At 48.7% G+C, this 20,833-nt stretch carries 15 protein-coding genes; 9 read left to right on the top strand and 6 right to left on the bottom strand.

What is annotated here, in order from left to right:
* Positions 1–17: 17 nt before the first annotated feature.
* Entirely contained in the window at positions 18–2,591 is a 2,574-nt protein-coding gene (locus tag IC230_RS15170) for a sialate O-acetylesterase (protein WP_223860669.1), read from the bottom strand.
* Between the two features lie 558 nt (positions 2,592–3,149).
* A complete protein-coding gene (locus tag IC230_RS15165) occupies positions 3,150–3,797 on the bottom strand; it encodes a deoxynucleoside kinase (RefSeq protein WP_191039887.1) in 648 nt (215 codons plus the stop codon).
* Between the two features lie 101 nt (positions 3,798–3,898).
* Between IC230_RS15165 and trhO the strand changes: the two genes are divergently transcribed.
* On the top strand, positions 3,899–4,879 hold the full coding sequence (gene trhO, locus IC230_RS15160) for an oxygen-dependent tRNA uridine(34) hydroxylase TrhO (RefSeq protein ID WP_191039886.1): 981 nt from the start codon (positions 3,899–3,901) through the stop codon (positions 4,877–4,879).
* Positions 4,880–4,897: 18 nt separating this feature from the next.
* On the opposite strand, the gene IC230_RS15155 is transcribed toward trhO, so the two are convergent.
* Positions 4,898–6,100 carry a threonine synthase gene (locus IC230_RS15155; RefSeq protein WP_191039885.1) on the bottom strand — a complete coding sequence of 401 codons (1,203 nt, stop codon included), beginning with the start codon at positions 6,098–6,100 and terminating at the stop codon, positions 4,898–4,900.
* A 63-nt stretch (positions 6,101–6,163) separates the two neighbouring features.
* The gene (locus IC230_RS15150) at positions 6,164–7,069 is read right to left on the bottom strand and encodes a LysR substrate-binding domain-containing protein (RefSeq protein ID WP_191039884.1); all 906 of its coding nucleotides are present in this window, start codon (positions 7,067–7,069) and stop codon (positions 6,164–6,166) included.
* 226 nt (positions 7,070–7,295) lie between these two features.
* Between IC230_RS15150 and IC230_RS15145 the strand changes: the two genes are divergently transcribed.
* From IC230_RS15145 to IC230_RS15135, 3 genes are all read left to right on the top strand, one after another.
* Complete coding sequence (locus IC230_RS15145; RefSeq protein ID WP_223860668.1) at positions 7,296–8,795, top strand: arabinose isomerase; 1,500 nt, start codon at positions 7,296–7,298, stop codon at positions 8,793–8,795.
* A gap of 236 nt (positions 8,796–9,031) precedes the next feature.
* On the top strand, positions 9,032–9,808 hold the full coding sequence (gene surE / locus IC230_RS15140; protein ID WP_191039883.1) for a 5'/3'-nucleotidase SurE: 777 nt from the start codon (positions 9,032–9,034) through the stop codon (positions 9,806–9,808).
* Positions 9,809–9,887: 79 nt separating this feature from the next.
* On the top strand, positions 9,888–11,429 hold the full coding sequence (locus IC230_RS15135) for a GH3 family domain-containing protein (protein WP_191039882.1): 1,542 nt from the start codon (positions 9,888–9,890) through the stop codon (positions 11,427–11,429).
* Positions 11,430–11,482: 53 nt separating this feature from the next.
* Here IC230_RS15135 and IC230_RS15130 read toward each other — a convergent pair whose 3' ends face one another.
* Together IC230_RS15130 and IC230_RS15125 are read right to left on the bottom strand one after the other, a co-directional pair.
* Positions 11,483–12,121, bottom strand: coding sequence for a LysE family translocator (locus IC230_RS15130; RefSeq protein ID WP_191039881.1), 639 nt, complete (start codon positions 12,119–12,121; stop codon positions 11,483–11,485).
* 108 nt (positions 12,122–12,229) lie between these two features.
* Positions 12,230–12,778, bottom strand: a complete 549-nt coding sequence (locus tag IC230_RS15125) for an NUDIX domain-containing protein (RefSeq protein ID WP_191039880.1) — start codon at positions 12,776–12,778, stop codon at positions 12,230–12,232.
* A 229-nt stretch (positions 12,779–13,007) separates the two neighbouring features.
* Here IC230_RS15125 and IC230_RS15120 point away from each other — a divergent pair, with 229 nt between their 5' ends.
* From IC230_RS15120 to IC230_RS15100, 5 genes are all read left to right on the top strand, one after another.
* On the top strand, positions 13,008–14,570 hold the full coding sequence (locus IC230_RS15120; RefSeq protein ID WP_191039879.1) for a M28 family metallopeptidase: 1,563 nt from the start codon (positions 13,008–13,010) through the stop codon (positions 14,568–14,570).
* A 160-nt stretch (positions 14,571–14,730) separates the two neighbouring features.
* Positions 14,731–15,489, top strand: coding sequence for an alpha/beta hydrolase (locus IC230_RS15115; protein WP_223860667.1), 759 nt, complete (start codon positions 14,731–14,733; stop codon positions 15,487–15,489).
* A 160-nt stretch (positions 15,490–15,649) separates the two neighbouring features.
* Positions 15,650–17,470, top strand: coding sequence for a M61 family metallopeptidase (locus IC230_RS15110; RefSeq protein ID WP_191039877.1), 1,821 nt, complete (start codon positions 15,650–15,652; stop codon positions 17,468–17,470).
* Positions 17,471–17,514: 44 nt separating this feature from the next.
* A complete protein-coding gene (locus IC230_RS15105; RefSeq protein ID WP_223860666.1) occupies positions 17,515–19,671 on the top strand; it encodes a TIM-barrel domain-containing protein in 2,157 nt (718 codons plus the stop codon).
* Between the two features lie 103 nt (positions 19,672–19,774).
* A complete protein-coding gene (locus IC230_RS15100) occupies positions 19,775–20,773 on the top strand; it encodes a cation diffusion facilitator family transporter (RefSeq protein WP_191039875.1) in 999 nt (332 codons plus the stop codon).
* Positions 20,774–20,833: the final 60 nt, after the last annotated feature.

Below are 20,833 nucleotides of genomic sequence, written 5' to 3'. Positions count from 1 at the left end.
TCAATTTGCAGAGCTGGTCATCGGTTTTCCATCCAGCGTAGCTCGTTACTCGCCTGATCATCTTCTCCGTTCAAATAACCATTGTTTGGTTTTGAGTCAAAATCAGGCTGACCCGAGAAGTCGATCTGGGCTTTGTTGAATAGATCAACCTGGCTGATTACTTTAGCCGTAAACTCTGCGCTAACCGACTGACCCGGTGAAATTCTGCCGATTCCGACACTAACCAGACTCTGATTAGGATTCATTCCTGAAGCTGAATTAACAAACTGGAGACCAGCCGGTAACAAATTACGAAGCCCGACATAGTTGACCGTTAACGCACCCCGGTTGGTTACCGTAAGCGTAAAGGATATAATTTGACCAATTGTGGCTGTCCGACTGCTGGGCGTCATTATCAGACTCAGATCGGCTTCATTCGACTTCGGTGGCACATCATTCGGATTCGGTGATATGAACACGTTCGATGAACTTGTGCTTGTCTGCAATTCGGTGCGCGCTTCATCCTTCTCCCCACTCGCCGTACCATTGCCCGGCGTTGCATTTACGTCAGGATTAGTCATCGTCATGACTTCAGCCGCATTAATATACTTACCGGCAGCCGTTGGACGGGCTACGTATTTGTAACTAACCGACTGCCAGGCTGGTATCTGATCAACCACTCCGTTGATCATCTTACTCATTCCAGACGGATCGGCATCTACCAGGCTCAGATTATTGCCGACTGATTCAACTGTCAGATTGGCTGGCAGCCGATTCTGTAATGTGATTCGTCCGGCGTCGCAGCTGCTGTTATTTTGCACGATCAATTGATAGCTAACCGTATCACCGAGGGCAACCACTTTACGGCCAGGCTGAATATATAGACTCACATCAGTAGCCCCCAGACTAATGTTCCTGCTAACAACGTCAGACAGACAACCATAAACGGGGTTTTTAGCCTGTAATGTATAAACGCCTGTCTTTGTAGCCGGAATCGTTCTACCAATACCAGACGTAGCATTATTCGCTGTTGTCCAGTTGTTTATTCCAGCGTAGGACGACGTAAGTCTAACACCCCCACTCTGACAGATCGTAAACTTTCCGGTATTGCTACTAATGAACGGTGTTGCGGGCTGAACGGAGTCTGGCACAACAACGGCTGGCGGAAACAGAACCTTGTTTTGTGGGTTTTTGATCCGGGCAGAATACGTACCCGTGCCTACGGTTAAACTATTTTCAGTACTCCCCGAACTCCAGATAGGCTGGTATCCATCGGGTTGCGTGATCGTTAGTCTATTATTACCCGCACAGTTCAGGCTCGTCAAGGGTTGCATCTCTGCCGGATAAGGTGTAATCGCTCCTAAATAAGCGTCGGTGATGGCGTCTGCCCACATTTGCCCGGCCCGTCGCTGACCTGATTGAGAAAAGTGGGTATCATCGGGACGGTATAACTCAAATGTGCTTACATCTACGCCGGAAATTTGATCCAAGTCAGGCCCCTGAAAGGTTTTATACCCCGGATTGATTACCTGAAACTGAGCTGAACGAGTTTCCTGATTTGGCCCAAACAGGTAGGAATCCAACGCAATGATAAAGCCCAGATTGGGTTTATTGAACTCCGTTCGCATTTTATCGATAACGCCGATATAATACTTTTTTGTGGAGTCAGTTGGATTGTTCCGGTCATTGGCGCCATGCTGAACAAGCACCGCCCGCAGGCCGGTTGTCGGTACGTAGAGGTTCATCAGGTTACGTACGTTTGCGTATGGCATTCGTAAATCATAACGGACAAACGAGTGCTCAAAAGGAATGTTATAGGCAGCCCAATACGTTTGCTGCATGTTTGTTCCCCCGAAACCAGCGTTATACAGCAGTATAGGTACATTGATACGCGAGACCAGCCTGTCCCCCATGGGTCCCCACAACCAGGGCATTTTGGCAAATGGCGACATCCCGCTAGTGGTTGTCAATTTACTAAAGGCCAGGCCAGGTAAATATCTTGAATCGGCTGTATTCGAACCGTCAGGTGTGGACAGGTATTGATTAAAGCTGGCACTGTTCTGATCAATAGTGACAATGTTTATCCGATCGTCACCAGGTCCCTCAAGAGTTGGGCATTTGTTCTCTCCGTTAATGGTACAGCCTGATCCCTGCGCGTTTGAGTGCCCCATAATGGCAAATACTTCTCCTACGCCGAAACGATCCAGCACATCGGTAGCTACGATAACGCCACCGCTACGTCCCCGCACTTCAACGTTATACCATCCGCCTTTTACGACCATTGTGCCACTGAATTGTCCATTCGTTGGTCGGGTTTGAATGGTAAACCAATCTGATGTGGTGCCCTGCCCAACAGCACGGGCCACAACACGAGCTTCAACTACATCCAGCGCTTGCCCGTAGCTCCCGGCGATCTGCACGGTTGCCTGGTTACTGTTATCGCGCTGGACAATCTGGCGACTGACGGGAAAGGTAATTTTGATCTGTGCAAGTGCAGGTTGTGCGCCTAACAACGTCACCATTAACACACTTCCAGCGACTAGATCCGCAAAAGCACAAAGACGTGCTGCACACCCGTACAACGGGTGTCGTTGAAGAAATCGTTTTCTCATAAAATATAGTTGGATAATAGTTATTGGTTAGCGAAAAGATGACCTTGAATAAGGATGAAACAATCTTAATCTGTTCATACTTTAACTAACTTTATTCACAAATATAATTTTTTATAAATAACATTAACAACTATCATAAATTAGTATCAAATTAAATATTGACAAGAGCTATCATTTATTTTCGGGATAACTCTACAGTTATTACTTAAAAAATATGACATTAAACTATCTCTTTTCTACTGATAATGAGTATATTATAAATACATACAATTGTATCATATAAACTTTTTATTTACTGATTCAGAAAATTTTCAAAATAAATATAAACAAATACGATACCTAGTTGGTTGCCATAGCCGGCCACGACAACTCGCTACCCGTTCTAAGCGAAAAGCCTACCAACATTCTCCAATACGTACAACAGGGGATAACGTATACTAACTGAGTCAGTATACGTTATCCCCTGTTGTACGCAGATATAATTTTAGCTAAATTTTCTTTTTAAAAAGCTTAGCAGGAGCAGTTACGTTTATCCATACTAGCAGCGGCCATGAGAATTTATGGCTTCTTGGTAGTCAGCAGTGAATCAATCTGGAGCACTACGTCCTCAAAATTCTCGGGGCGTGTTGCATAGTCCAATTCGTTAACGTTCAGAATCAGTAATGGTCCTAGTTTGTACGATCCCACAAATTCTTCATATAGCTGATTCAGGCTGCTCAGATAATCATCGCTAATGGCCTGCTCGAACGATCGACCCCGCTTCTGTATCTGTCTGCGTAGTTTTGACAGATCGGCACGAAGGTAAATCATCAGATCGGGTGGACGAACGAGGGTCATCATGTTTTCAAATACCTGCCGATAGGTGAAATAATCCCGTTCTGCCATGTCCCCGCGCTTGTAGAGGTTTCGGGCAAAAATGGCGGCATCTTCGTAAATCGTTCGATCCTGCACCATCGTATGAGAATGAGCAGACTTTCCAGGATCGGTCAGTTGACTGTCCATGATTTTTTTCATCTGCACGAAACGGCTGTTCAGGAAATAGATTTGCAGATTGAACGACCAGCGGGGCATATTCTCGTAAAAATCAGCCAGATACGGATTTCCATCTACCGCTTCGTATAGAACTTCCCAGCCGTAATGAGCGGCCAGCATTTCGGCCAGTGTTGTCTTACCGGCCCCAATATTCCCAGTAATAGCAATGTGCATTTTTCAGTCGATAATCGTAAATCAATAGTGAACAGGTTCGCAATGAACGACTATTGACTAACGACTATCGACTAATGACTGTTTTGGTTTAATTTTGTCGTATGAAACCGTACCGCGTTCTTTTATACTACATTTATTCTCCTATTGAAAGTCCGGAGCAGTATCGTCAGGAGCACCATCTGCTCTGCCTACGCCTGAATCTGCTGGGACGTATCATTGTGGCTCCAGAAGGCTTGAACGGAACTGTTTCGGGCCTAACGGCAGACTGCGAAGCGTACATGGCCGCCCTCCATGCCGACCCACGGTTTACGGATATTGAGTTCAAGGTAGATGAAGCCGAGGGGCATACATTCCAGAAATTGCATGTCCGTGTAAAACCTGAAATTGTTCATTCTGATTTACCCGTCGATCCGCTCCAGCAAACCGGTATTCACCTTGAACCAGACGAGTTTCGGCAGCTAAAAAACGATCCGGATGTTGTGTTGGTCGATATGCGTTCCAATTACGAACACGAAGTTGGCCGGTTCAAAGGCGCCATTACGTTTGATATGGAAAACCTGCGTGAATTGCCGGATCATGTGGCCGAAATTGAACACCTGAAAAATTCCGGGAAGAAAATCATTACGTATTGTACGGGCGGTATCAAGTGTGAAAAAGCATCCGCGTATTTACTCGCGCAGGGTTTTGATAATGTTTATCAGCTTCACGGCGGCATTATTAAATACGGTATGGAAGCGGGTGGCGAAGATTTTGATGGGGAATGCTACGTATTCGACAATCGCGTTACGGTACCTGTCAACCACGTCAACCCAGCTGTTATCTCGACCTGTTACCGTTGCGGTACGCCAACCAGCCGAATGGTGAACTGCGCCAGCCCAGTCTGCAACAACCATGTTACCATGTGTGAAGCATGCGGCTTCGAGCATCAGGGCACCTGCACGGACGACTGCAAGAACGACCCAAATCTTCGCGAGTACAACGGTACAGGCTATTACGGGAAGCAAACACTGAGCTACTCGCCTGATCAGGGCTTTAAAAGTCGTAAAGGGCAACGGCTGGATCTGACCATTGATAACGTTTGAAGGCTAGCTCTCCGGTAACTACTTCCGGTGCCACTTGCCTTTTATATTATCCAGATATTTCTGGCCCGAGCCTGTATTCAGCAGAAGTACGTGTTCGTGTGGCTGAATCCAGCCCTGACGTAGCAGTTTTTTGGTAGCAACCCAGATAGCCCCGCCTTCAGGGGCCGCAAAAATACCTTCGTACCTAGCTAATTCGCTTAAGCCTTCCAGCATTTCATTCTCTGAAACGGCAATGGCAGTACCGTTCGATTCACGTAGTACATTCAGCATCAGCGGCTCGCCAATGGGTCGAGGTACGGCTAACCCATTCGCGAGTGTCGGTTTACCAACGTAGTATTTACTGTTGGCTTGTTTACCCAGATACGTATCGACAATGGGTGCGCAATTCTCTGCCTGTACAGCCACCATGCGAGGGAGCGGTTGCTGTTTTGACAACCAACCCAGCGCTTTCATTTCGTGAAAAGCCTTCCAGATCCCAATCAACCCGGTTCCTCCGCCGGTTGGGTACATAATCACATCGGGCAATTGCCAGTTCAACTGTTCGGCAATTTCAAACCCCATCGTTTTCTTGCCTTCCAGCCGATACGGTTCCTTCAGCGTCGATACGTCGAAATACGTTCCGTTCTGATTCAACGCCTGCACTTTAGCGGCACAGTCGTTAATTAAGCCATCGACCTCAATTAGTTGAGCGTTGTAGCCAATGCATTCTTCCTTAAACGCATCCGGTGTGTGACGCGGCATAACGACTACAGCTTCCAGCCCGGCCCTGGCGCAGTACGCAGCCATCGCTACGCCCGCATTCCCGGCCGTTGGAATAATACAAGCCTGCTCGCCGTTTTCTTTAGCCTTCGAAATGGCCATGCATAGTCCTCTCGCTTTAAACGATCCAGTCGGATTGAGCCCTTCATCTTTTACGCTAAGATGGCGCAAATCATTGTGGTCGGCTAATCGTTTGAGGGAAAGAATCGGTGTATAGCCTTCGCCTAAGCTGATCTGATTTTCAGGCTGAATAACGGGCAAAAGCGCTTCGTATCGCCATAGCGACTTAGCGCGTGTCAGCAGGTCTTCTTTCCGAACACTCCCCGGCTCAAGAACGTACTGGCAAAGTAACGGAGCCTGACAGCAATCTGACAACGTCTGCCGAATAAGCGGATTATATATCGAGCCACACCGTGAACAGTGCAGATCGGTTAAACGTGATGAAGTGATGGTTAAGCTCATGGTTGTATTTTTCCGAAAAGTCCCGGTTAACCGTCCACGAAGCAAATACCGTTTTGAGATGAGTTATTCCATTTGGGAATATTGCTGTTGCGTAAACCGAATAAACGTGCTTACCAACCGGTTGTTTTCGGTTCCTTTTCGCTGGATAAAATAGAAGGTGCGCTGAAGAACCAAATCATGAATCGGCACTTCGACCAACTCGCCGGTAGCTAATTCTTTCAGAATCGCCCGCTTCGGCAGAAACGCTAAACACGTATCAGCCAGAACAAAATTTTTCAGCGCTTCGGTACCGCCCAGACGTATCAGGACACGTAACGATGCCATACTGATTCCTTTCTGACGCAGGCCCTCCTCAACCACCGCCAGCGTTCCTGAGCCATTTTCCCGTAGAGCCAGCGGAATAGCAGGCAAATCCGTAAGGCTAAGTGACCGATCGCCTAAAGAGCTTTTTGCCGAACAAACCGCCAGCACATCATCGGTTATAAACGGCGTGTAAGTCAGCGTATTGAGTCGGGGTAACTCCTCAACAATACCCAGATCGATCTCATGAGCGAGTAAGGCATTCTGAATATTATTCGAATTGCGGTTCAGTACATTGATCTGAATCGTCGGGTAACGTTGCAGATAAGCCGATAAAACCGGCGGCAGAACGTATAAACTAATGGTAGTACTAGCGCCCATAGCCAATCGGGTTGGCGGTAGAAAATTCTCGTTAATCTGCTGAAGTTCCTGATGAAGTTCGTCCTGTAATTGGTTCGCTTCCAGCAGTTTGTTGTATAGCGTTTGCCCGGTATGCGTTAAGCTTATGCTGGTACCATGTCGTTCAAAAAGACCAGTTTTGTAAAAATATTCCAGGGATTTAATGTGCTTACTAATCGCTGACTGACTCAGAAACAACGTGTGGCTGGCTTTGGTAAAGCTTAGCAAACGAGCCACTTCCATAAAGATCTGATGCCGAAACGAAAGCATAACGAATAACGTATAACGACTTAGCTGCACGAGTTACGCATTTTTATCGGTAGACGAAGGCCCATTGTATTAGTTGACGACAGAAGTACAGAGAACATGCCGACACAATCACCTAACAACTGAACCAATACTTCTTCGTGTCTTTGTGCTTTGTGGTTAAATCCGCTTAGAAAAGTACTTACTAGCCCAAGCTTTCTTTTACTGTTTAGTACTCTTCTTTCCTAGTATGCAAGCCAATTTCGATATGTTATCGACTGATTCATTCAATGCGAACCGTTCGTCAAATTCCTTCCCGCTGAAGCTCGGCTTATTTGGGATTGGACTCGAAGCCTACTGGACTCAGTTCGACGGATTACAGGCCCGACTGGAAGGCTATCTCGGCGAGCTATCAGCTACTATGCAACGGCCTGGTATCGAGATTACAAACCTTGGCCTGATCGACACGCCCGAGAAAGCCACGCTGGCCGGACACCAATTTCGCCAGGCCGACGTTGACATTATCTTTTTATACGTAACGACTTACGCCCTTTCCTCAACGGTCCTGCCTGTGGTTCGCCGGGCGAAAGTGCCGGTTATTGTACTGAATCTGGCACCCGAACCAGCCCTCAACTACACCTGGTTTAACAACCTCGGCGACCGAACGCGCATGACCGGTGAGTGGCTTGCTTACTGTTCAGCGTGTCCGGTACCCGAAATTGCGTCCGTTTTCAAGCGATCCAATATTCCTTTTTATCAGGTGACAGGTATGCTGACCAACGACCCGGTAGCCTGGACCGACATTGACGAGTGGATCGAAGCAGCACGCGTAGCTAATATCATGGCTCACAACCGACTGGGCGTTATGGGCAATTACTACGGGGGTATGCTCGACATCTATTCCAACCTGACGCTCCATAGCGCTACGTTCGGTGGACACATTGAGATGGTTGAAGTGGATCAGCTTTCGGCTATTCGGCAGGACGTAACGGCTGAGGAAATTCAACAGCGGGTAGCCCTGTTTGCCGAAACCTTCGACATTCAGGCCGACTGCACCGTAGCGGAACTTGAACGGGCCGCTCGCACGTCGGTTGCGCTGGATCGGCTGGTGTCGGAGCTGAACCTGGGATCGCTGGCCTATTACTACAAAGGCACAGGCAACCCAAACGCCGGTCCAACCCCCAACGAAGACACAATGAGTTCGGTGATTCTGGGCAATTCTTTATTGACCGCCAGGGGTGTACCAGTCGCTGGTGAATACGAAGTGAAGAACGTACAGGCCATGAAAATCATGGATTCGTTCGGCGTAGGCGGCTCCTTCACGGAATATTACGCCATGGATTTTACGGACGACGTCGTACTGATGGGGCACGACGGCCCCGGCCATATTGCTATCGCTGAGGGCAAAACCAAAGTACGTCCGCTCTACGTGTACCATGGTAAAGTGGGTAGCGGATTGTCGGTAGAGATGTCGGTGAAACACGGACCCGTTACGTTGCTGTCAGTAGTCGAAACGGTCGACGGTGCGATTCAGTTGCTGATGGCAGAGGGGGAATCCATAGCAGGGCCAATTCTGGAAATCGGCAATACCAACAGTCGGTATCGTTTCCCGATTGGCGCCCGCCAGTTTGTAAACGACTGGAACAGTCACGGCCCCGCCCACCATTGCGCCGTTGGGGTTGGCCATATTGGACGTAGGCTAAAAAAGCTCGGGCAGTTGCTGGGTGTTGCCGTAATTCAAGTCTGTTAACTATAGGACGTAAATACCCTACCTTTCTGCATTAATCCATTGATCAGTACGTATTCATAAGCTTTTGTCAGGATTAGGGTTTTGTGAATTTTACGTATGTCTGACTGGCAAATCAGCCTACAGCCACCGTATTTGTGTAGTATTGCAGAAAAAAGACGACTGTCATTAGCCAGGAAACGATTGTAATTTTCGGTACGATACCTTCCTGACGATCGACTGTCAACTGACGACTTTTTATGTCTGAGCAGAAACCTCTGATTTTAGTAACGAATGATGATGGCATCACGGCCCCCGGCATTCGGACGCTCGTTGAGTTAATGAACCAACTCGGATCAGTTGTGGTCGTAGCGCCAAATAGCCCGCAATCGGGTATGGGTCACGCGATTACGATTGCCAACCCGATTCGACTGTACCCATCTGATATTTACGGCGACATTCCGGCTTATGAATGCTCCGGCACCCCAGCCGACTGTGTCAAATTAGCCAAGCATCACGTGTTGAAAGATCGTGCTCCGGATTTGGTCGTAAGTGGGATCAATCACGGCAGTAACTCGTCCATCAGCATTTTGTATTCGGGCACCATGTCGGCGGCTATCGAAGCGGCTATTGAAGGGATTCCGGCGATTGGTTTCTCCCTCGGCGACTTTACCCGACAAGCCGATTTTTCGCATACTCACGAACACATTCTGGCCATCACCCGCAACGTACTGGAAAAAGGTGTGAAGCGCGGAACAGCTCTGAACGTCAACTTTCCCGCCCGTGCCGCCGAGCCGTTGAAAGGCATCCGTATCTGCCGTCAGGCCAATGCGAAATGGCAGGAGGTGTTCGACGAACGACGCGATCCGCACGGTCGCCGGTATTTCTGGCTGGCGGGCGATTTTGTCAACTTTGACACCCACGCCGAAGATACCGACGAATATGCGCTGACCAACAATTACACCTCCGTTGTGCCCTGTCAATTCGACCTGACCGCTTACAGCATGATTGACGAATTGAAGAATTGGCGGTTGTAATTATAAATGAAGCGTGTGGAGTGAAAAATGTACACTATTTATTTTTCACTCCACACGCTTCACTCTTCATTAAGAAACTATGGCTCTTTTAGGAAGTTTGCTCAAAAGTGGGATTCGCCTGACGAACGCCGTTCGGTTACGGAAGTTTAACGCCCTTCGGCAGCAACGTAAAGCTTTCCGTAAGCTGATCCAAAAAGCGCAGTTTACCAGGTTTGGCACTACGTATCATTTCAACGAATTACTTCGGGCGGTTGAGTTTGGTAACGACCGCGAATTCTACGAAAAGTTCAAACAGTACGTCCCCATCCACGACTACAACAAGATGTTCGATGGCTGGTGGAAACAAACCCTGGCGGGCGAAAAGAACATAACCTGGCCCGGCCGGGTGAAGTATTTCGCGCTGAGTTCCGGTACGTCGGAAGCGGCCACGAAATACATTCCCGTGACGAAATCAATGTCGAAAGCCATTCGGCGCACTAGTATCCGGCAGATTCTGACCCTCGGAAAATACCAGAATTTACCAGGTACGCTGTATGAAAAAGGGTTTCTGATGCTGGGGGGTAGTACCAATCTGAATGCTCGTCAGGGACATTACGAAGGCGATTTGAGCGGCATTACTGCCAGCCAGATTCCATTCTGGTTTCAGCGGTTTTATAAGCCCGGTCGAGATATTGCTCAGGAGCGCGACTGGGCGGTGAAACTGGACGAAATTACGGAACAGGCGGGCAACTGGGATATTGGCTACATCGTGGGCGTGCCAGCCTGGATTCAGTTGCTGATGGAAAAAATCATTGCCCGCTATCAGGTCAAAACCATTCATGATGTCTGGCCCAATCTGATGGTCTTCGGGCATGGGGGCGTGTCCTTCGAGCCGTATCGGGCGGGTTTTGAGAAGCTCCTCGCCCACCCCATTACGTATATTGAGACCTATCTGGCCTCCGAAGGGTTTATCGCTTACCAGACTCATCCGAATGCGGAAGGCATGCAGTTAGTGCTGAACAACGGCCTGTTTTTCGAATTTATCCCGTTTAACGAACAGAATTTTTCGCCCGATGGTGAGCTGGTCGAGAAGCCGCAAACGCTCATGATTGACGAAGTAGAAGAAGGCAAAGAATATGCGCTGCTGCTATCAACCTGCTCGGGTGCCTGGCGCTATCTCATTGGCGATACAGTCCGATTTGTCGACATAAAACGGGCTGAAATCGTAATTACAGGTCGTACCAAGCATTTTCTGAGCCTATGTGGCGAACACCTTTCCGTCGATAACATGAACAAGGCCATCGAGATGGTCTCTGAAGAGCTGGGCATTTCGATACGTGAGTTCACCGTTGCAGGGGTTACGCACGGTACGCTATTTGCGCACCACTGGTACGTTGGTACGGATGACAAGGTAGATGCCGACGACCTCCGCGATCGGATCGATGCCAGGCTTAAAGAACTCAATGATGATTACGCCGTCGAACGGCGCCACGCGCTGAAAGACATTACGGTTACCGTACTCCCTACTAAAACGTTCTACAACTGGATGGAGTCAAGGGGAAAAATGGGCGGTCAGCACAAATTCCCAAGAGTACTGAAGAAGGGCCTGATTCAAGAGTGGGAAGCCTTTCTTTCTAAGTGAAGAGTGAAGAATAAGTCTGAGTGACTTTCTATTCTTCACTCTTCATTCAATTATCACCAGTCTATCGCTTTTGATAGTGGCTCCAGCAGGCGATTGTAGGCGATGTTAGCAGCTCCGATCAGGAAGACGACGCCCGTTGTGCGGTTGAAAATCTTGACGACGCGAGGGGTAAACAGACGTTTGAGCCGATTGGCGTAATAGGCCAGCGCGTTCTCCGTGACGAATATGCCTACCAATGCAGCAATCATAAATCCATACTGCTGAGGATTTGAATAATGCAGGTGCGAACGAATATAGGCGACGATAGCTACCCACGCAACAAAATTGACCGGGTTAAGCGCATTCAGAAAAAAACCTGTCGTAAAGTAATAGACGAAATTGCCAAAGCGTGTTTTGGGGTAGGCCAGTTTAGGCGTTCCTTTGACGATATTCACAATACCTAAGGCCACCAGAAAGATCACGCCAATCAAGGCCATAATATTCTCAAACCCCTGAACCTTAGGAATAAACGACGTACCAACCAAAGCCGCAATCACGAAGATGATATCGCCGGCAATAACGCCTAGCACCATTTTAAATCCTGAGCGAAAGCCGTTGTCAACGCTGTTCTGAATCAGTGCAAAAAACACGGTTCCAAACGTCAAACAAAGGCCCACGCCTAATAAAAAACCAAACAGAATGGGTAAGAACACAAGCAGTTACCGTTTGCGATTTGTGGAGTAAAGTCTGTTGTTCGCCGATGCGTTGCAGAACGCCAGCCAGCAAACTACAAATGACAACTACAAACTATAAAACTAAGTTTAAATTCCCCGGAGCCGAGCTACGATCAAAAGGCCACTGACGCTTAGGGAATCCGTGATTCGGCTGGTCATGGCCATCTCAACGGCTTCGGCCAGGGGCAGCTTCCAAACCCGCAGGTCTTCGGTTTCTTCGGGAGCATGTTCTCCCTGAACCAGGTCTTCAGCGATGTACAGAAACCCTTCTTCGTCGGTCGCCGAATTGGACGTATGAATGCGGGCGATCTTCGTCCATGTACGCGCTTCCAGACCCGTTTCTTCTTTCAGTTCACGCCGTGCCGATTCGAGTGGTTCAATACCCAACGGGGAGCCACCTTCCGGGATTTCCCACGAGTATTCGTTCAGCGGATAGCGATATTGACCAACGAGATACGTGTTGCCATCGGCATCGATCGGAATCACGCCAACCGCTTTGTTTTTGAAACTAACGACACCATAAATTCCGGGCGTACCGGCAGGGGTCACTACGTCTTCGTGTCGAATGGAAAGCCAGGGGTTTTCATATTTGACCGACGAATTAAGTGTCTGCCAGGGATTTTCAGTTGTATCCATGTGGGGTAAAGTCCTTCAGAAAAGCCGCTAAGTTATCACCTTTCGTTTATCCTTTGTGAGTGCGAGTGGCATTTCAGTTTCCGTATATTCTTACAGACAAGTGTTCGACAAAAGCAACGTGGTACAATGTCAAGAATTTATAGTCACCAAGCCAAAAGATACGCGGTGGTAACCAGTAACGTTTTTATAAATCGGTAACTTCGGGCTACTACCCAATCACGTCAAGCTCATGCATAAAAAACTTCTATTAACCAGCCTGTTCCTCGGTGGCGCTCTCCTAACGTATGGACAAGATGAAAAACTGGATATGGCCACGATCCAGAAAATTCGCGAGGAAGGTTTACAACATTCGCAGGTCATGGAAACGGCTTTCTACCTGACTGACGTAAACGGTCCTCGCCTACAGGGACCTGGTTTCACGAAAGCCGCCAATTGGGCTAAAAACAAACTGACTAGCTGGGGCTTGCAGAATTCCCGGCTAGAATCCTGGGGCGAGTGGGGCAAAGGCTGGCAGGTAGAGCAGTGTTATCTGGCCATGACGGCTCCTTACTACAAAACGATTATCGCCGTTCCCAGAGCCTGGAGCGGCAGCACAGGTAAACTACAAGCCGCCGACATTCTTTACATCAGCGCGTCGGATACAACCGCGTTGGAAAATTACCGGAGCCAGCTCAAAAATAAGGTAATTTTGCTGGATCAATCGTTCGATAAGATTACGCCTACGTTCAAAGCGGATGCTACCCGCTACACCGACGAAGCCTTACAAAAAATGGCCAGCGAAGCGCCAAATCCGCAGTCAGGGCGTGACACTACGTATCGGAGCATGATTCAGGCCATGCGTACCCGGAATGCGTTTAATCAGAAAATGCGGAAACTGGCGAAGCAGGAAGGCGCGTTGGGCATTCTCAATACGACCCAGAACAGCGTCGATGGTACGTTGTTCGTGAGTGGCGACTACGCCAATGCGTCCCTGGGTTCTACCCCGGACGACCTGGCTGATCTGGCGATCGCGGTGGAAGACTATTTGACTTTATGCCGACTCATGAAAGCGGGCGTGCCGGTTAAGTTAGAGCTGAACGTAAAAACTAAATTCTATACGGACGATATCAAAGGCTACAACGTACTGGCCGAAATTCCGGGTACTGATCCTAAGCTGAAAGATGAAGTCGTTATGCTGGGCGCTCACTTCGACTCCTGGCATGCCGCTACCGGCGCTACGGATAATGCAGCGGGTAGTTCGGTCATGATGGAAGCGGTGCGGATTCTGAAAACGATTGGCGCAAAACCACGTCGTACCATACGTATCGCGCTTTGGAGTGGCGAGGAGCAAGGTTTGCATGGGTCCAAAAATTACGTCAATAACCACTTGGTCGATGCGGCTACTCAGAAACTGAACAAGGAGGGCGACAACATAGCCGCGTATTTCAATGTCGATAACGGAACGGGCAAAATCCGGGGCGTTTATTTACAGGAAAATCAGGCCGTCGGCTCCATTTTTTCGCAATGGCTGAAACCGTTCAACGATCTGGGTGCAACGACCGTAACGCCCAGAAACACGGGGGGAACCGACCACCTCTCGTTCGACCGGGTCGGTTTGGCCGGTTTCCAGTTTATCCAGGACCCAATCGAGTACGGTTCTCGGACGCACCATACGAACATGGACACCTACGACCACCTGCAACCCGACGATTTGAAACAGGCCGCCACGGTTGTTGCCAGCTTCGTCTACAATGCCGCTATGCGGGATCAGAAACTACCGCGAAAGACCGCCGTGGCGCAGGCCGCCCGTTAAGATTATTTCATTGACGCATGGCTCGTGTTACTAAAATTTGGTTAGTGGCACGAGCCATCGTTACATGTTGATTGACATGGTAAGAACAACGTACGTTACTTTTTTTTCTAGTCTCTGGTTTTTGACCTGTTTGTCTGTCACTTCGTTTAGCCAAACTACCTTGGCCACCAGGCCCTTTGTCTTAGGGCTTATTGATTCCATTCCTTCCAAAGAACTGGGTGAAACCAGAACCCTGAATATCTACTTACCAGAAGGCTATTCGAGAGACTCAATTGCCAGGTATCCGGTTATTTACCTACTGGATGGTTCAGCCGATGAAGACTTTATTCACATCGCTGGTTTAATCCAGTTTGCTAATTTTTCCTGGATTAATCTACTGCCAAAGTCAATTGTTGTCGGCATTGCCAACGTCGATCGAAGGCGGGACTTTACGTACCCGACCACGATTGAGAAGGATAAAAGAGACTATCCAACTACCGGTCATTCAGAAAAATTCATCCGGTTTCTTGAGAAGGAGCTGCAACCCTATATTCAAAAAACGTACAGCACCAATCCCAGGAAAATGATCATTGGGCAATCGCTGGGTGGACTCCTGGCTACCGAAATTCTGATTAAAAAGCCTACCTTATTTAGTCAGTACGTTATTGTGAGTTTAAGCTTATGGTGGGATAATGAATCGTTGCTCGCGCTAAAGCCAGTGTTTTTAGAGTCCGGTTTTAATCAGAAAACAGACGTCTTCATCGCCGTTGGCAAAGAAGGTAAGATCATGGAAACCGATGCCAGGCATTTGCGGGACGTAGTGAAAAAAGCTAGTCCTGCCACAGTACGTTCTGATTTCCATTACTTTGCCGATGAAAACCACGCCACTATTTTTCACCTGGCTGTGTATAAAGCATTTGAGCGTTTCAAAGAGCATTAAAATTACTCCAATTTAATTCTTAATTGCCGGTACCACGGGTTTTGACTCGTTTTTTGAGCCAATTCCCGAACGGGTTAAAACCCGTGGTACCTTTTTCTCCAACCAGTAAAATGGCCAAGTACTAGCCGATAGCGTCTTAAAGTACTGTTCGATTACCACTATGAAAAACACCGTTCTCCTTTACCTTTCCTTTCTGATACCTCAGTCAGTAGGTGCGCAGACTATTCGGTACGAGATGTCGTTCCCGAATGCCATTCATCATGAAGCGCAGATCAGCCTAACCGTTTCGCAGTTACCGAATCAAGCGGCTGTTTTTCGGATGAGTCGTTCGTCTCCGGGACGCTACGCTACGCATGAGTTCGGGAAGAATGTGTATGATGTAAAGGCGTATGATGGCCAGAACAAACCGCTGCTACTTAACCGGACGGATGGCGATGTCTATACGGTGCCTGCGCACAAGGGTACGATCAAGCTTAGTTATACACTGTTCGGAAACTATCCCGACGGTACGTACATGGGCATCGATCCGCAGAGTATTCACCTGAACATGCCCGCTACGTTCATGTGGATCAAAGGATTCGACCAACGGCCTATTGAAGTCCGGTTTAATTTGCCGAGTGAAAATATGGGCGTTGTTGCTACGCAGTTGGTACCTACAGCCGACCGGTTTACGTATACGGCTCCCGGCTTGCAGTACTTCATGGATTCTCCCACAAAGATCGGGAAGCTGAACATTAAGGAATGGAAACGGACTAATACCGATGGCAAGCCCGTTACGTTCCGGGTAGCGCTCGAAGCGGATGTTGCCGATTCGAGCGCCGATGGTTTTGCAAAGAAAATTGAGCGGATTGTTGATCAGGCCAAAGCCGTCTATGGCGAATTTCCGACTTATGATTACGGCAGTTATACATTTCTGGCCAGTCTAAATCCATACGTTCGGGGCGACGGTATGGAACACCGGAACTCGACGATGATAGCCGTACCGATTGCATTTACGGGTCCGGAGCGCGTATTGGGTGTATTTGCGCATGAATTTTTTCACTGCTGGAACGTTGAACGGATTCGTCCGAAAACACTGGAACCGTTCAATTTCGAGAAAAGCAACATGAGTTACGAGCTCTGGTTTGCCGAAGGGTTTACGCAATATTATGGTGAGCTTCTCCTGACGCGAGCTGGTTTTACTGCCGTTCCCGATTACATGAATACACTAACGGGGATCGTATCGGCCAAACAATCGACGCCGGGAGGAACCTACTACTCCCCCATTGATGCGAGTTGCCATGCGGTTTTTGTCGACGCGGGCGTATCCATCGACCGGTCTAATTACGTCAATATGTTCACCTCCTATTATACGTATGGAGCAGCGGTAGCCCTGGCGTTAGATCTGGAATTACGGCAACGGAATCAATCGCTCGATACGTATATGCAGGCGGTCTGGAAACGCTTTGGCAAAACGGAACAGCCCTATACGGTTGACGGCTTGCAAACCGTGCTGGCTCAGGTCACTACACCCGACTTTGCCCGTTCTTTCTTCAGCAAGTATATCTACGGTCATGAGCTAATCGACTACGCTACGTTGCTGACGAAGGCTGGACTTACCCTCAAAAAAGTACAGGAAGGTAAAGCCTGGATGGGCACCGTTCGCTACTCAGAAACCGATAAAGGGCTGACAATTACAGGAAACACAATTCGGGAAACCCCCATGTACAAAGCCGGATTAGATATTGACGATATTGTCACAACTATTGACAGTCAGACCGTTACGTCCGTTACGTCTCTACAGACACGGCTGGGGCAACACAAACCTGGTGATGTCATTCAAGTCGGGTATACCCATCGGGGCGAAGCCAAAACGGTGCCGGTAACGTTAATTGAAAATCCAGCCTTATCGGTTCAGTTGTACGAAAACGCGGGACTTTCGCTTACACCGGAGATGCAGAAATTTCGGGATAACTGGCTGGGCGCAAAAGCTGTCAAATAAAATCGGATTATTGCGATTAAATGCCGCTCATTTACCTCGCCAATATGACTGATCGTTTTTATCGAATACCAGCTTTTATCGGGTTGATACTCTCCCTCTCGACCTCTGCTTTGGCCCAACAAACGGGTTTTCGCTGGGAATTAATTGCGCCGGGTGTCTGGAAATCCGTGGTGGGTGCGTCTGACAAAATCACACCTCTGGCCGTAGCTGAAATAAATCCACGTCTGGACGGTTTGAAAAAATTAGGCGAACCCACTTTTCCTAACGTATTGACCGGAAGCACTTATCAGCAAACGGATGGAAAAACGTACCTGCACTTTCCCCTCCAAAAAGGCGAACAACTCTTTGGCCTGGGGCTTAATTTCAAATCTGTTCAACAGCGGGGATCGATCAAAACGCTTCATGTCGATCACTACAATGGCAAAGATAACGGTCGTACGCACGCACCCGTTCCGTTCTACGTTTCCAGTCGGGGTTATGGCGTACTGATCAATTCGGCACGGTACATAACGGTGTATGCCGGTACGGGTGTTCGAACAGACAGCAAAGACATGCCCCCGGAACAAAACCGCAATACGCAGCGCGACTGGAGCGCACAACCGTATTCCGATGCCGTCGAAATGGTTGTGCCAGCTCCAGGTACGGAGGTTTACGTATTCGCGGGAAATAACCCAATGGAAGTCGTACAGCGCTACAATCTGTATTGCGGAGGAGGTACGTTACCGCCAAAATGGGGTCTGGGTTTTACGCACCGTACACCAACGTTATTTACGGATGAACAGGTTTTGACCGAGGTCGCTGATTTTGAAGCCAAGGGGTATCCGTTGAGTTTTGTGGGCCTGGAACCCGGCTGGCAGTCACACGCCTACCCGAACAGCTTTGTTTGGGACAGTACCCGGTTTCCGAAGCCAAAGCTGTTTCTCGACAGGCTTTTGCAGAAAAATATACGGGCGAATCTGTGGATCAATCCGTATGTGTCGTCGCATTCACCCATTTTCAAGGATGTTTTACCCTACACAGGTTCGCACCTGGTTTGGGTTGGCCGCGTCCCCGATTTCACGATGGCCCCGGCCCGGAATTTATATAAAGACCTCTTTACCAAACAGCACCTTTCTATTGGGATTTCTGGCTACAAAGTGGATGAAGTGGACGGTTACGACAACTGGCTCTGGCCGGACGTAGCAACGTTCCCGTCGGGATTGAGTGCCGAGCAGATGCGGCAGATTTACGGGCTACAAGTTCAGAAAATGACCGATACGTGGTTCCGGCAACGTAACCAGCGAACCTACGGTCTGGTGCGCGGTTCTAATGCCGGTTCATCTGCTTTACCATATGTGATTTATAACGATTACTACGATCACCGGGATTTTATAACGGCCCTCTGTACCAGCAGCTTTATTGGCGTATTATGGACGCCGGAAGCGCGTTCGTCCAAAACGTCGGAAGAATGGTTACGTCGGATGCAATCGGTTTGTTTTTCGCCAATGGCGATGCTGAATGCCTGGGCGGATGGGACCAAACCCTGGACATTTCCTGACGTTGCCCAGGACGTTAAAGACGTAATGTTGCTGAGGATGCAACTACTGCCCTACCTGTATACAACCTTCGCACAATATCATTTCGAAGGCAAGCCACCTATCCGAGCTATGAATCTGGTTGAGGGCTTTTCTTTTGATACAAAAACAACGGAAGGTCAGCTGAATTCAACCGAAAACCCGTATGCGATAGCCGCTCGAAAGGATCTGAGTGATCAGTTTATGGTCGGTGATTTTTTGTTGGTAGCGCCCATGTTCGCTGGCTCAACGACGCGGAAGGTGGTACTCCCTCCCGGCAAATGGTATGATTTTTACACGGGCAAGCTGGTAGGCGAGGCTAAAGTGATCGAGATTACACCCGGACTGTCTAAAATTCCGTTGTTCGTCAAAGAAGGGGGCATTATACCCATGATTCCTCCTGTGTTGCATACGCCCGTCAACGAGGAAAAACTCCCGTTAACGATCCGCCATTATGGGAAGTCGGAAACAAGCTGGGCTTTATACGATGACGATGGCGAAACATTTGATTACGAGCGCAGTACGTATTCCTGGACGCGCCTGGCCGTCAAAAAGAATAAAAAAGGCGAGTTAGCTGGCACCTGGAGTCCAGCCAGAAACGCAGCCTTTCATTACACCACTGCTACGTGGGAATACATGACTCCATAATCGATAATGAGCTATAGGAAAAACATATTCAACGCAGTGACAGGCCAACAATCCCCTCATGAATTCTTACCTTTGCGACTCGTAACGCTTTCCAAAGGGCCACATGAGTGCCAGTCAACAAACGAAGTACCGCTGGATGGGCATCTCACTGGGCCTGAGCATTGTCCTGCTGATTCTCAAATTCACAGCTTATTTTTTAACCTATTCAACCGCCATCCTTTCCGATGCCGTTGAATCCATTGTGAACGTAATCGCCAGTGGTTTCGCATTCTACAGTATTTATTTAGCTGGGCAGCCCGCCGATCTGAACCACCCGTATGGACACGGCAAAATCGAATTTCTGTCGTCTGGATTCGAAGGAGCGATGATTCTGTCGGCTGGCCTGGTCATTATCTGGCAAGCTATTCTAAGTTTTTTTGAACCCGCCCAATTAAGCAACCTCGACTGGGGTTTTGCGCTGGTTGGTCTAACGGCTGTGGCCAATGCCTTTGTGGGCTGGATGCTTATACGCACCGGTCGCCAGGCAGATTCGGCCGCGCTGACTGCCGACGGCAAACATTTGCTCACCGATACGTTCAGCAGTATCGTTGTCATGATCGGCGTTGCCCTGGTTTGGTTGACGGGTAAGCATTGGATCGACAGTGCGTTATCACTGGGAATAGCGCTCGTTATTATTTACAACGGATTTACCATTACCCGCCAGTCGGTGGCCCGACTAATGGATGAAGCCGATATCCCGACGCTTCACCGGGTGGTCGATTTATTAAATGCCCGCAAAGACCGTAACTGGATTGACGTCCATAATTTGCGCGTCCAGAAATACGGTGCTGATCTGCACGTCGATTGCCATTTGACTCTGCCCTATTACTGGGAACTGAACAAGGTGCATGATGAGGTCCACCATTTCGAGGATACGCTGAAAGAAGGGTTTCAGGCTGAAGTCGAAATCTTCGTTCATACCGACCCCTGCGAGAAAGCCTGCTGCCATTACTGCCGGGTTGCTGATTGCCCCGTACGTGGTTCGGCCTTCATTCACGATGTAGAATGGACGGCGGAGAACTTACCATTGAATCAAAAGCATTTCGTACCATTGAGTGCGTAGACTATATCACTTTATCCACTTTTTCTAGTATCTTTTCCGCGAAAAGTGATTACTCTTCGC

Source organism: Spirosoma validum, from assembly GCF_014699035.1.
In the GTDB taxonomy this organism is placed as follows: Bacteria; Bacteroidota; Bacteroidia; order Cytophagales; family Spirosomataceae; genus Spirosoma; species Spirosoma validum.
This window is presented reverse-complemented; position numbering and strand designations above follow the sequence as displayed.